Source organism: Limnospira fusiformis SAG 85.79, assembly GCF_012516315.1.
Classification (GTDB): domain Bacteria; phylum Cyanobacteriota; class Cyanobacteriia; order Cyanobacteriales; family Microcoleaceae; genus Limnospira; species Limnospira fusiformis.
On sequence record NZ_CP051185.1, the window covers coordinates 4,859,579 to 4,873,142 of the forward strand.

Consider the following 13,564-nt stretch of genomic DNA (forward strand, 5'->3'; position numbering starts at 1 on the left):
AGTTGACGGCAGAACCCGCCCCGACAATTGTCAATTATCCATTAACCGTCATATTTTCAGGTATTAGTTGTTATGCTGACACCAAACAGTTATCCTCTGAATCGTCGCTATTTTCTGGGTTCGATCGCTCTAGTAACTTTGGGTTTGTTGACCAAAGATTTAATTAATCCACTGAGTGTTCAAGCGAATAGCCAAGGATTAGGCAACAGCAACATTTCCTTAGAAACTTATCATATTTTTGTTCCTTATACCATCGCTCGAAATGGGGGAAAGCAGATAGTTACTCTGCGATCGGGAGATGACTTGTCCGTGAAAATTCCCGCCAAGATTGAAGATAACCAAGAGATGACTATCAAGGGGGGCGGTTTTGAGGGTAAAGATATTACGCTTGTGTTGCATACTTTGTATGACAAAAGAACTCAAATAGACGATAAAATTTATCAAGAACTTGGCCAAAATGTCAAATTTATTCTCCCCGGCTCAAGCCGCTCAAAATGTAAGTCAGTATATGAGCAAATTGAGGATGGTGAGTACGTTAAGGATCTGAGCGCTTTAAATTTGTTGGATTATGCGATCGCTTCTTCTAAGCTGGACAGCACCATTCAGGCTCGCTATCAACTTGCTAGTACCAATTCCCGTTTAGTGGGACTTCAGCAAGCCATTGACTCTACTTTAAACGAGTCTACACTCAGTCCAGAAGAGCAGAAAATAATTAAAGGAACTTTTGCTTATGTGCGTGCTAATGAACCATGTCCTGACTTTAACGCTCTCACCGCTTTAGATGCAATTGTGGTGGGTTCAGATTTGCCATCAGAAATTCAGGGAACTTACTCTTTAGCAAGTGCCCAATCAAGGGCTTTAACCGTTGATCTGATTTTAGTCAACGAGATTTGGCAAAGTCCCCAACTATCCTCAAAAACAAAAGAAAATTACCTGTCAATTTATCAGGAGGTACGCGACGGCAATACGGTGGAAGATACAAGAACCTTAAAAGCCTTAGACTCCTTTATCGCTCAAGCGAATATTCCAGATAATGCTAAAATGGTTTACCAGGCTGCCCGCCAGCAGGATTTAGAAAACATTGTGAGCCAGAACAATTATGATGTGCTTTCACTGGTTAAACCAGCAAAAAACGCTGCCAAAATAGGATCGGCGATCGTCCCGGTATCTGTAAATGCCTTGAGCGCAAGTGGAGTGTCAGCAGGTACGGGGACTCTGATTAGCACGTTATCTGGAGGGGCTGCTACTAATGCGGCGTTAGCTGCTTTGGGTGGTGGTTCTGTGGCTGCTGGAGGTTTGGGAATGCTTGGCGGGTTAGCCGTAGCTACTGGAGGAGCAGCCCTGATCGGAGCGGCGGGAGTTGTCTCGATCGCATTAGTCTCAAAAATGGATGGTGAAGACAAAAAAAATCTGGGAATTGCGATCGGAACAGGCACAATTGCTGGCGCTACAACTATTTTGGGCGCTTGGACTGCAGCCACTGCTTTGGGAGTAGCCGGAAGTTTATCCGGTGCAGCCGCAACTACTGCAATTATGGCGGCTCTGGGTGGAGTTAGTGTGATGACTGGCGGTGCGGCAGCGGTTGCGTTCGGTACAGCATTTTGGGTTTGGTCATCCATGAAAAAGGGCAAGAAACGGGATCAATCAGTGCTTGAGCAGCTAGAAACTCTATCCTACATCTATACTGAAGAAGAAATCCCCAGTCGTATCGGAGAATTTGTGCAAAATCAGGTACAGTCTCAGTATAAATTTACTAATGGTTTTTCTGCTCCTAATATTCCCTTGGATAGGCTATCAAAGGCTTTAGAAAAATGGCTATATCTCAAGGATAACGAAAAAGTTATTGCCCTGATAGATACCAGTGGCTTTATGTCTACCCAAGGAATTGCCTTTACTGATGACAGAATTCTCTGGAACCATCACTATGTTAAGTACCAAGATTTAGACAAATCCTGGGGAGATTTATTGGAAATGTTACCCCAGGAATCAGATCGGCGTATTTTGACTAAATTTTTGCGAGAAATTAGTAAACAATATGCCTCAGTTTAAGTCTCTATGAATCTCCGTAGTTAACAGCAGGCGATACAGTTAAGATGGTGCGTCAATTATGGGGAGGTGTCTTGACCTCCATATCTGCCAGGTTTGACGCACCCTACAGGTAATTATTTGGGGGTTAAATTAGCCTAAAATAACCGTGAATTATTCCGAGGTGTCTTGACCTGGATATCTTGTCGGTTGGAAGGACCCTAGAAAGACTGTGTTGAAAAATAAGCGATCGCACGTCCCCCCTAGGCGGTAAGCTGTTGGAGAGCATGATTTAATCTCAAATTAGGTTAATATTTTAGGGCAATAGGGTATAATAAGCGAGAAGGGTTGAGGATAAACCTATTGCCAGATATGTCAAACCCAAGGAAGCCGCCCAAATCCTTGGAGTCCATGAAAGAACACTCCGCAGATGGGACGACAATGGCTCAATCGAGACCATCAGAACCCCCGCTGGGCAACGACGATACAACGTTGAGTGATATACTGCCAAATCAGGCAGTGACAAACGCAAAGTCGTTATCTATGCCAGAGTTAGTAGCCGCGCCCAGCAGTCCAACCTCAACCGACAGGTGGCCGCACTGTCCAACCTCTACCCCGAAGCAGAAGTCGTCTCAGAAATCGGAGGCGGGCTCAACTTCAAGGGAAAGGGAAAGAAAATGCTGGCCTTACTGGGACAAGTCTTGTCAGGAGATGTCGGCATGGTTGTCGTTGCCCACAAAGACTGATTGGCAATATGGGGATTTGACTTGTTTCGATGGCTCTGTGAGCAAAACAGGTGCTCACTCATGGTTCTCAACCAGACAAGTCTCAGTCCAGAACCAGAAATGGTTGAGGACATCCTCGCCCTCTTCCACTGCTTTAGCTCCAGATTATACGGACGGAGTAAATACAAAACTCAGGTCAAAGAAGATCCGGATTTACCCCAGCCCGGAGCTAAATCAAGTCTGGCGTAAATGGCTGGCTGCTTGTCGGTATTGCTACAACCAAGCAATTGCATTATCTAGGAGTGGTAAACGACTAAGCAAACTGAAATTACGCAACGAAGTGATGCAGAGTGACTTACCCGAATGGGTCAAAGAAACACCCTGCCACATTCGGCAAAATGCCATCTTTGATGCCTATCTCGCCTTTTCAGCCAGTCCTGGCGCAAGGTTTAGGAGCTGTCGTGACAGCTCTCAAGGGATTAAGTTCAATAATACTAATTTCTCTTCAGGGAGTTGGTATCCAAGACTCACGAAAGGATTAACTTTCATGGTTTCCGAACCCATCCCTAAAACTTGCGGGCAAGGGACTCAGTTGGTGTTTACCAAAGGTCGATGGTTGGCGATTTTCCCTGAACCAGTTGCCGTTACCCCAACTGAAGCGAATGGCGTAATTGCATTAGACCCGGGTGTGCGAACTTTCATAACTGGGTTTGATGGTTCACGATTTCTGGAATTGGGCTCCGGAGATATAGGACGCATCACTCGGTTATGTCAACATTTGGATGATTTGATGAGCCGAATCGCCAAGGAACCCTGTCGTTCAAGAAGGCGACGGATGAGGCAAGCGACTCAACGAATGAGAACCAAAATCCGCAATCTAGTTGATGAAGCCCACAAACAAATTGCTCACTACTTGACTCACAACTACAGCCTAATTTTTTTGCCCACCTTCGAGACTTCCGATATGGTTGCCAAAGCAAAGCGGAAAATCAGGTCTAAGACTGCCCGCGCCATGCTGACATGGGCGCATTATCGATTCAAACTAACCCTGAGACATCAAGGGGAAATAACTGGAACCACAGTTGTAGATGTGACGGAAGAATACACCAGCAAAACCTGTACTCACTGTGGTCATGTGCATTCCCAGCTAGGTGGCTCAAAAGTGTTCCGATGTCCTGAGTGCGGGTTCACTCTACCCAGGGACTGGAACGGTGCTTTTGGAATCTTTCTAAAAGCTTTGCGGGATACCGCCTCTGTTACCTTAACGGGTAATAGTGCTATCGTCGCATTGTCAGGCAATAGCCGGATAAATGTCGCGTAAATGTATCAGTGTTTGCACAGTAACGATGACAACTATTAACGATAATTACCTGAAACTCAAAGCTGGCTACCTATTTCCAGAAATCGCCCGGCGGGTTAATACCTTTGCGGAAGCTAACCCCGACGCACAAATAATTAAACTGGGAATTGGTGATGTCACGGAACCTTTACCAGAAGCCTGCCGAACTGCTATGATTAAAGCGGTCGAGGAAATGGGCGATCGCTCTACATTCAAGGGCTATGGACCAGAACAGGGTTATAGCTGGTTGCGCGAAAAAATTGCCCAACATGACTTTCAAGCCAGAGGCGGCGATATTGACGCGGAGGAAATCTTTATCTCTGACGGTTCCAAATGCGACACTGGGAACATTCTGGATATTTTTGGCAAAGATAACACCATTGCCGTCACAGATCCAGTATATCCCGTCTATGTAGATACCAACGTCATGGCAGGAAATACCGGACCCGTGAATGAGCGTGGGGAATATGAGGGGTTGCTATACCTTCCCATTACCGCCGAGAATAATTTTACCGCCGAAATTCCCAGCGATCGCGTCGATTTAATTTATCTGTGTTTTCCCAATAACCCCACAGGCGCTACAGCCACCAAAGAACACCTGAAAAAATGGGTTGATTACGCCCGCGCCAACCGTTCAATTATCCTATTTGATGCCGCCTACGAAGCCTTTATTACCGACCCCAGCTTACCTCACTCCATCTATGAAATTGAAGGCGCTCGTGAATGTGCGATCGAATTCCGTTCCTTCTCCAAAAATGCTGGTTTTACCGGCACTCGTTGCGCCTTCACAGTCGTTCCCAAAACATTAATGGCAAAAACATCCTCCGGGTCTGATGTCGAGCTGTGGAAGCTGTGGAACCGCCGCCAGTCCACCAAATTTAACGGAGTTTCCTACATTATACAACGGGGAGCCGAGGCAGTGTATTCCCCAGCCGGACAATCCCAAATCCAACAACTCGTAGATTTCTACCTAGAAAACGCCCAAATCATTCGCGAAAAATTGACCGCAGCCGGACTCACAGTTTATGGTGGTGTCAACGCCCCCTATGTATGGGTCAAAACCCCCAGCGGTCTATCAAGTTGGGACTTTTTTGATAAATTACTGCAAACCTGTAATGTAGTAGGAACACCAGGTTCCGGTTTTGGTGCAGCCGGGGAGGGATATTTCCGCATTTCAGCCTTTAACAGTCGTCAAAACGTAGAAGCCGCCATGGAACGCATCACAGACAAGTTTAAAGCCCTCTGAAATTAGTTCACAGCAGAAACCCCGGCTTATTAAATAAACCGGGGTAGCCTGCGCCAGACCCTCATTACTGGCGCACCAATAATCTCTAGCTAACCAACAAAGTCCCTAGCGGGAGAGAGTCCGACGCTTAGTGACCATTCGATAGGCTTCAATAGAGTCGCCCTCATTCCAGTCATTGAAATTTTCAGCCGCAATACCACATTCATATCCGGCATTAACTTCCTTCACATCATCTTTAATCCGCTTGAGGGAGTCAAGGAAGCCATCATGGACTGTCTGTCCACCACGATGAACTCGGATTTTGCAGTTACGAATCAGCTTACCAGACTGAACATAACACCCAGCCACACGGGAACGACCCACAGGGAAAATAGCCCGCACTTCCGCTTGACCAAGAGGTTCTTCCACCAATTCCGGTTCTAGCATACCCTCCATCGCTGCTTCAATATCATCGAGGAGGTTATAGATAATGTTGTACTCACGAATATCTACACCCGCGCGGTCAGCCGCTTGGCGTGCGCCACTAGCCGTAGTAGTATTAAAACCAATCAGGACCGCATCACTAGCCGCTGCTAGGTCAATATCAGTTTCTGTCACCTCACCCGGCGCTGCTAACAGCAGTCGCAGTTGTACCTCCTTCTGGGGTAATTTCTTCAGGGCATTAACTATAGCCTCTACAGACCCCTGAACATCAGCTTTCAGAATAATATTGAGGTCTTTAAGTTCTCCCTCCTGAACCCTAGCCGACAAAGCACTGAGACTAACTCGACCCTGGAGTAAGCGAGACTGTCGAGCTGTATTCGCGCGTTCCGAAGCCAAAGCTGCTGCCTCTTTTTCGCTCTCAAACACCTCAAACTCATCTCCCGCCGCCGGAACATCCCGCAAACCCAAAATCTCAACAGCAAAGGAAGGGCTGGCATTCTCCACCCGTTGACCATGATCATCAATCATAGCCCGAACCTTACCTAGAGCCGAACCTGCTAAGATCACATCTCCTACCCGCAGAGTCCCATTCTGTACTAACAGAGTAGCCACCGGGCCGCGCGCTTTATCTAGGTTAGCCTCAATCACCGTACCCTTAGCCATACGGTTAGGATTAGCATAGAGGTCCTCAACTTCCGCCACTAACAGCAACATCTCTAGGAGAGTGTCGAGATTTCCGCCATTAATAGCACTAACTGGAACCATAATCGTATCACCGCCCCACTCTTCAGGAACTAAACCATATTCCGTCAGTTCCTGCTTAACTCGGTCCGGTTGAGCCGACTCCTTATCCATTTTGTTAATGGCAATTACCATTGGCACACCCGCCGCCTTAGCATGGCTAATAGCCTCCACCGTCTGAGGTCGCACCCCATCATCAGCAGCTACCACCAGAATAGCAATATCAGTAACTCTCGCTCCCCTGGCTCGCATAGCTGTAAAGGCTTCGTGACCAGGAGTATCTAAGAAAACTACCTGTTGAGTCTCGCCGGACTCATTTTGCACATCAACATGATAAGCACCAATATGCTGGGTAATGCCTCCCGCTTCTCCCTGGGCTACCTTAGTTTTGCGAATAGAATCGAGTAGGGTAGTTTTTCCGTGGTCAACGTGACCCATAATCGTTACCACTGGCGGACGGCGTTGGAGATTATCCAAATCTTCCGCATTGAGGATATTATCAGGTTTTTGAGCCGCTGATTTCTGCTCCTCGGTTACCACCGTAACCTCTAATTCTTCACAAACCATCGAAATAGTTTTGAAATCTAGGGTTTCTGTGATATTAACCGCAATACCACGGGAGAACAGACGCTTGATAATTTCGGTTTCCGCAATTGACAGAGCATGGGCGAGTTCCTGAACCGTCATCGGTCCTTGAACCACTAAACGCTCCACCTTTTCTGGTAATGCTGGTGTAGGCGCGCGCCGAGAAGCAGCCGCCCCGCTACCACTACCACCACTACCACCGGAATGGCGAGATGGTGCTGATTTCTTTCGTCCCTGATTAGAGACTGCAGCCAATTTTCCGCTTCCCGAAGCAGTTTTAGCCTTGGGAGGTCGAGCCAAGGATATACTCAGAGCCTCGGACTCGGAGCTATCAGTGGTCAGGCTATCAAAATCATCATCGTCCTCATCGTCAATCAGAGGCTTAATCCGGGGGCGCTTGACCTTGGCTTTACCTGCCTTACCACCCTTTTCATCAATATCATCATCATCATCATCCACAGAACTCGCACGCTTAGGTGAAGTCATGGGTTGAGGCCGCTTCAGCGTTAAACCGCGTTTGGGGCGCTTAGAATCCAATAGACCATCATCTTCAGGTATAGCCCCGATATCGCTATCATCCTCGATGATTTCAGTCGGTTCGGTTTTAATGGCTACGCTTGGTTGTCTCGAAGGTGGTGGTTGCAGTTCCGGCATCGACCTGGCAGGTTTCACCGTAGAAACCCGCTTTTTCACCTCTCTAACCTCTTGGTTATCAGAGGTAACTGGCCGTTTTTTATGTTTGGAAGCTACTGGTTTATCAGCTTTATCAGCTTTATCAGCGCTTTTCTCCACGGGACCGCTCCCGGACTGACTGGGTTTGGGAGTGGGCTTATTCTGTTTTAAAACGGGCTTACGAGACGGTTGCGGAGATTTACTAGCCGTCGGTACAGGTCTGGCGGGTGGCCCTACTAAAGTGGGCGATTCTTCCTCAGTTGTAACTGAGCTGGTCGAAGTAGTCGATTTAGGCATCTTGGCGATCGCTTTTTCGGGTCTATTAGCCCCGCTGACATCATCAAAGGCTGTGTTAATTCCAGAAGAGGTAACTTCCACAGGGAGTTGGCGGGGGGGTTGGGGGGAATTATTGGGTTTTGGCAATTCGGATATATTGGTTTCGGAACTGACAGATGATTCGGACAAGTTAGGGGGTTTGGGGGGAGTGGCAACGGATGCAGCAGGAGGCTCAGGCTGGGGTGAGTCTGCCGGTGATGGTTGATTTTCTGGTCTGATGAGGTTTGGCCTGCGAATTTCTAAAATCTGTTGTTTTTTCTTGTCCACAGCACCACCAGCATGGGACTGATGGGCTGCATCAGGATTTTCATCAGACCATGCGGAAATGGGATGACTGGCAACGTATTTCTGGATCCGTTCAGCATCTGATTCCGTAATCGTACTGCTATGGCTTTTGACAGAGATATTCAGCCGTTCACAGACGGCTAAGATGTCTTTGTTCTCCAAATTTAACTCTCGTGATAGTTCGTAAATTCTGACTTTGACGTTGTTCATCCACTCTTGCCTCTTCGTACCAACCCGTTTTTAATTATATTGACATTATTTTAGGGGTGTTACCAACTGCGATCGCCTCCACTGGGTTACACTGTACCACTTTTGATCGCGATCGCGATCGGCACTAGATCAACTCACCCTTGTTTACGACAGAAACAGTTTAAGCCTTGAACAGAACATAATCCTAATTAGGCCCGCCCTCATACCCCTATTTGCCACCTGGGAAACTCTTGTTATTGACTTATGCTGTGATCACCTGATACATTTACGCGACATTTATCCGGCTATTGCCTGACAATGCGACGATAGCACTATTACCCGTTAAGGTAACAGAGGCGGTATCCCGCAAAGCTTTTAGAAAGATTCCAAAAGCACCGTTCCAGTCCCTGGGTAGAGTGAACCCACACTCCGGACATCGGAACACTTTTGAGCCACCTAGCTGGGAATGCACATGACCACAGTGAGTACAGGTTTTGCTGGTGTATTCTTCCGTCACATCTACAACTGTGGTTCCAGTTATCTCGGCTTGATGTCTCAGGGTTAGTTTGAATCGATAATGCGCCCATGTCAGCATGGCGCGGGCAGTCTTGGATTTGATTTTTCGCTTGGCTTTGGCAACCATGTTGGAAGTCTCGAAGGTGGGCAGAAAAATTATGCTGTAGTTGTGAGTCAAGTAGTGAGCAATTTGTTTGTGGGCTTCATCAACTAGATTGCGGATTTTGGTTCTCATTCGTTGAGCCGCTTGCCTCATCCGTCGCCTTCTTGAACGACAGGGTTCCTTGGCGATTCGGCTCATCAAATCATCCAAATGTTGACATAGCCTAGTAATGCGTCCTATATCCCCGGAGCCCAATTCCAGAAACCGAGAGCCATCAAACCCAGTTATGAAAGTTCGGACACCCGGGTCTAATGCAATTACGCCAGTAGCTTCAGTTGGGGTAACGGCAACTGGTTCAGGGAAAATCGCCAACCATCGACCTTTGGTAAACACCAACTGAGTCCCTTGCCCGCAAGTTTTAGGGATGGGTTCGGAAACCATGAAAGTTAATCCTTTCGTGAGTCTTGGATACCAACTCCCTGAAGAGAAATTAGTATTATTGAACTTAATCGCTTGAGAACTATCCCGACAGCTCCTAAACCTTGCGCCAGGACTGGCTGAAAAGGCGAGATAGGCATCAAAGATAGCATTCTGCCGAATATGGCCGGGTGTTTCTTTGACCCATGCAGGCAAGTCGCTCTGCATCACTTCGTTGCGTAATTTCAGTTTGCTTAGTCGTTTACCACTCCTAGATAATGCAATTGCTTGGTTGTAGCAATACCGACAAGCGGCCAACCATTTACGCCAGACTTGATTTAGCTCCGGGCTGGGGTAAATCCGGATCTTCTTTGACCTGAGTTTTGTATTTACGCACTCCGTATAATCGGGAACTGAAGCAGTGGAGGATGGCGAGGATGTCCTCAACCATTTCTCGTTCTGGACTGAGACTTGTCTCGTTGAGAACCATGAGTGAGCACCTGTTTTGCTCACAGAGCCATCGAAACAAGTCAAATCCAAACCTTGCCAGTCGGTCTTTATGGGCAATGACAACCATGCCGACATCTCCTGACAAATGATGTCCCAGTCAGGCCAGCATTTTCTTTCCCTTGAAGTTGAGCCCGCCTCCGATTTCTGAGACGACTTCTGCTTCGGGGTAGAGGTTGGACAGTGCGGCCACCTGTCGGTTGAGGTCGGACTGCTGGGCGCGGCTACTAACTCTGGCATAGATAACGACTTTGCGTTTGTCACTGCCTGATTTGGCAGCAGTATATCACTCAACGTTGTATCGTCGTTGCCCAGCGGGGGTTCTGATGGTGTCGATTGAGCCATTGTCGTCCCATCTGCGGAGTGTTCTTTCATGGACTCCAAGGATTTGGGCGGCTTCCTTGGGTTTGACATATCTGGCAATAGGTTTATCCTCAACTATTCTCGGTTATGGTCGAAAGAGAAGTCACCTTCCCCAACTCCACTTCAAAACCGTGCTTGCGAGTTTCCCAGCACACGGCTCCTGATGTAGATACCCTAATTGTCAATAGGAACAGGGCTACTACCCCCCGCTTTGTGACCTCAACTTTGGGAGCTAAATACAACACGTAGTCTTTAAACTCGCTTTCGTCATCAAACTCTTACTTGTCGCGGTCTCTATATCCACACCGTGACTAGTGGGCATATCCTAACCATTACAGTTAGGCATTGGCTTTCAGTCACATCCTTTCCCCTTAAAGGTATACGCTTACACTTTCACTACTCCGCAGGTACATCCTGCCACTTGAGAGCCTAAAAGGGGTTTAAACGTTCCGTTTATACGGGCATTCCATCTTTAGACTTGTCCTCTCCACCGGGGTACTTTTAAAGGTCTGTGTAGGTATTGATAAGATTATCCTACTTTTCCCCTTGCCCATTTGGACGCAGCGTATCAACCTATTTCGCTACCAAACTATTACGATGGTTCAAGTCGGAACATTCAGATTTCCTTAGTCATGGATGGTTGGCAGTGGTCGGATTTTGGGAATAGGTTTTCCCTCACGCCTTCCGTTCCCCGCTTCAGTCTGACGGGTTGTGATTCCTAAAACTGGGGGTGGCTATCGCCGTTACTCTCAACTTCCTGCTATACTAGGTGGGTCACTACTTCCACCGTTCAAACGTTCTGTCTTGACCTTGGGTCTCCTGCCTTGCTTAGATTTCTCCAAGCGTCGGGACATATAAACAGTTATGGGATGGTCAGAGATGCGACTCCCTATATTCCACCAAGGGGTGGAAGTCCCACCATGCGGTGATTTCGGGTATTGCAACCTTATTTCATGCCTGAACGTCTCGCACCTTATTATCTTATTATACCGTATTGCCCTAAAATATTAACCTAATTTGAGATTAAATCATGCTCCTTACTAATTCCAGATTGTGGGTTGATGGCTGTACAATAATTCCAGTTCCTATGCTACACTAGCCACCCGGCTGCGAGTCCGTAGCTAAACGCTGCCACAGGATTTGAAATACTTTTTCCGGCACCGGAGCCCTTAATGCTCGTCCGAGTCGATTTTTCTTCTGAGCAACCATCAGACATTCAGCCGTTTGACAAACATAAGCTGAACGACCCATGCCTTGATCTAATTCTACCTGATGAGATGGATAGACTCTGACCAATCGCCAGAACTCCTGTTTAGCAGCCAGGCGGCGACAGGTAACACACCGCCTAAGATGATCTACCATAATTTAGCATCCTGATACATTTACGCGACATTTATCCGGCTATTGCCTGACAATGCGACGATAGCACTATTACCCGTTAAGGTAACAGAGGCGGTATCCCGCAAAGCTTTTAGAAAGATTCCAAAAGCACCGTTCCAGTCCCTGGGTAGAGTGAACCCACACTCCGGACATCGGAACACTTTTGAGCCACCTAGCTGGGAATGCATCTGACCACAGTGAGTACAGGTTTTGCTGGTGTATTCTTCGGTCACATCTACAACTGTGGTTCCAGTTATCTCGGCTTGATGTCTCAGGGTTAGTTTGAATCGATAATGCGCCCATGTCAGCATGGCGCGGGCAGTCTTGGATTTGATTTTTCGCTTTGCTTTGGCAACCATGTTGGAAGTCTCGAAGGTGGGCAGAAAAATTATGCTGTAGTCATTAGTCAAGTAATGAGCAATTTGCTTGTGGACCTCATCCACTAAATTCCGGATTTTAGTTCTCATTCGTTGAGCCGCTTGCCTCATCCGGCGTCGCCGTGAACGATTAAGTTCCTTGGCGATTCTGCTCATTAAATCATCCAAATGTTGACATAACCGAGTAATGCGTCCCATATCTCCGGAGCCCAATTCCAGAAATCGTGAACCATCAAACCCGGTCATAAAAGTTCGGACGCCCGGAGCTAATGCAATCACGCCAGTAGCGTCAGTCGGAGTGATGGCCACAGGTTCAGGAAACACCGCAAACCACCGCCCCTTGGCCAAGACTAATTGAGTCCCTTGAACACAAGTTTTAGGGATAGCTGAGGAAACCATGAAAGTTAATCCTTTCGTGAGTCTTGGATACCAACTCCCTGAAGAGAAATTAGCATCGTTAAACTTGATGGCTTGAGAACTATCCCGACAGCTCCTAAACCTTGCGCCAGGACTGGCTGAAAAGGCGAGATAGGCATCAAAGATAGCATTCTGCCGAATATGGCAGGGTGCTTCTTTGACCCATGCAGGCAAGTCGCTCTGCATCACTTCGTTGCGTAATTTCAGTTTGCTTAGTCGTTTACCACTCCTAGATAATGCAATTGCTTGGTTGTAGCAATACCGACAAGCGGCCAACCATTTACGCCAGACTTGATTTAGCTCCGGGCTGGGGTAAATCCGGATCTTCTTTGACCTGAGTTTTGTATTTACTCCGTCCGTATAATCGGGAACTGAAGCAGTGGAGGATGGCGAGGATGTCCTCAACCATTTCTGGTTCTGGACTGAGACTTGTCTGGTTGAGAACCATGAGTGAACACCTGTTTTGCTCACAGAGCCATCGAAACAAGTCAAATCCCCATATTGCCAATCAGTCTTTGTGGGCAACGACAACCATGCCGACATCTCCTGACAAATGATGTCCCAGTAAGGCCAGCATTTTCTTTCCCTTGAAGTTGAGCCCGCCTCGGATTTCTGAGACGACTTCTGCTTCGGGGTAGAGGTTGGACAGTGCGGCCACCTGTCGGTTGAGGTCGGACTGCTGGGCGCGGCTACTAACTCTGGCATAGATAACGACTTTGCGTTTGTCACTGCCTGATTTGGCAGCAGTATATCACTCAACGTTGTATCGTCGTTGCCCAGCGGGGGTTCTGATGGTCTCGATTGAGCCATTGTCGTCCCATCTGCGGAGTGTTCTTTCATGGACTCCAAGGATTTGGGCGGCTTCCTTGGGTTTGACATATCTGGCAATAGGTTTATCCTCAACTCTTCTCGCTTATT

General features: G+C 47.6%; 8 protein-coding genes and 3 pseudogenes. 5 read left to right on the forward strand and 6 right to left on the reverse strand.

Translation table 11 applies throughout. From position 1 onward, the window contains the following. Positions 1-72 precede the first annotated feature (72 nt). The 4 genes and pseudogenes from HFV01_RS22910 to HFV01_RS22925 all read left to right on the forward strand — a co-directional run bounded on the left by HFV01_RS22910 (position 73) and on the right by HFV01_RS22925 (position 5,335). On the forward strand, positions 73-2,049 hold the full coding sequence (locus tag HFV01_RS22910; RefSeq protein WP_193520414.1) for a hypothetical protein: 1,977 nt from the start codon (positions 73-75) through the stop codon (positions 2,047-2,049). Between the two features lie 338 nt (positions 2,050-2,387). After that, positions 2,388-2,999: pseudogene (locus HFV01_RS22915) on the forward strand (IS607 family transposase). After that, positions 2,962-4,071, forward strand: coding sequence for an RNA-guided endonuclease InsQ/TnpB family protein (locus HFV01_RS22920; RefSeq protein WP_235720291.1), 1,110 nt, complete (start codon positions 2,962-2,964; stop codon positions 4,069-4,071). Before HFV01_RS22915 ends, HFV01_RS22920 begins: the two are co-directional and overlap by 38 nt. 25 nt (positions 4,072-4,096) lie before the next feature. Then, positions 4,097-5,335, forward strand: a complete 1,239-nt coding sequence (locus HFV01_RS22925) for an LL-diaminopimelate aminotransferase (RefSeq protein WP_008057195.1) — start codon at positions 4,097-4,099, stop codon at positions 5,333-5,335. 105 nt (positions 5,336-5,440) lie between these two features. Here HFV01_RS22925 and infB read toward each other — a convergent pair whose 3' ends face one another. The 3 genes and pseudogenes from infB to HFV01_RS22940 all read right to left on the reverse strand — a co-directional run bounded on the left by infB (position 5,441) and on the right by HFV01_RS22940 (position 10,533). Further along, positions 5,441-8,587 (reverse strand): translation initiation factor IF-2, encoded by a 3,147-nt coding sequence (gene infB, locus HFV01_RS22930; protein ID WP_006670620.1) that lies wholly within the window; start codon positions 8,585-8,587, stop codon positions 5,441-5,443. A gap of 265 nt (positions 8,588-8,852) precedes the next feature. Next, complete coding sequence (locus tag HFV01_RS22935; protein WP_369076552.1) at positions 8,853-9,968, reverse strand: RNA-guided endonuclease InsQ/TnpB family protein; 1,116 nt, start codon at positions 9,966-9,968, stop codon at positions 8,853-8,855. Further along, positions 9,925-10,533 (reverse strand): annotated as a pseudogene (locus HFV01_RS22940) (IS607 family transposase). Before HFV01_RS22940 ends, HFV01_RS22935 begins: the two are co-directional and overlap by 44 nt. Positions 10,534-11,026: 493 nt before the next feature. Here HFV01_RS22940 and HFV01_RS22945 point away from each other — a divergent pair. Then, positions 11,027-11,194, forward strand: a complete 168-nt coding sequence (locus HFV01_RS22945; RefSeq protein ID WP_008050452.1) for an FHA domain-containing protein — start codon at positions 11,027-11,029, stop codon at positions 11,192-11,194. A 373-nt stretch (positions 11,195-11,567) separates the two neighbouring features. Here the strand turns inward: HFV01_RS22945 and HFV01_RS22950 are convergent, their stop codons facing one another. The 3 genes and pseudogenes from HFV01_RS22950 to HFV01_RS22960 all read right to left on the reverse strand — a co-directional run bounded on the left by HFV01_RS22950 (position 11,568) and on the right by HFV01_RS22960 (position 13,535). Then, on the reverse strand, positions 11,568-11,834 hold the full coding sequence (locus HFV01_RS22950; RefSeq protein ID WP_006621525.1) for a YlxR family protein: 267 nt from the start codon (positions 11,832-11,834) through the stop codon (positions 11,568-11,570). 20 nt (positions 11,835-11,854) lie between these two features. Further along, positions 11,855-12,970, reverse strand: a complete 1,116-nt coding sequence (locus tag HFV01_RS22955) for an RNA-guided endonuclease InsQ/TnpB family protein (RefSeq protein ID WP_228116557.1) — start codon at positions 12,968-12,970, stop codon at positions 11,855-11,857. After that, a pseudogene (locus HFV01_RS22960) lies at positions 12,927-13,535 on the reverse strand (IS607 family transposase). The gene HFV01_RS22955 and the pseudogene HFV01_RS22960 overlap by 44 nt, the downstream one beginning before the upstream one ends. Positions 13,536-13,564: the final 29 nt, after the last annotated feature.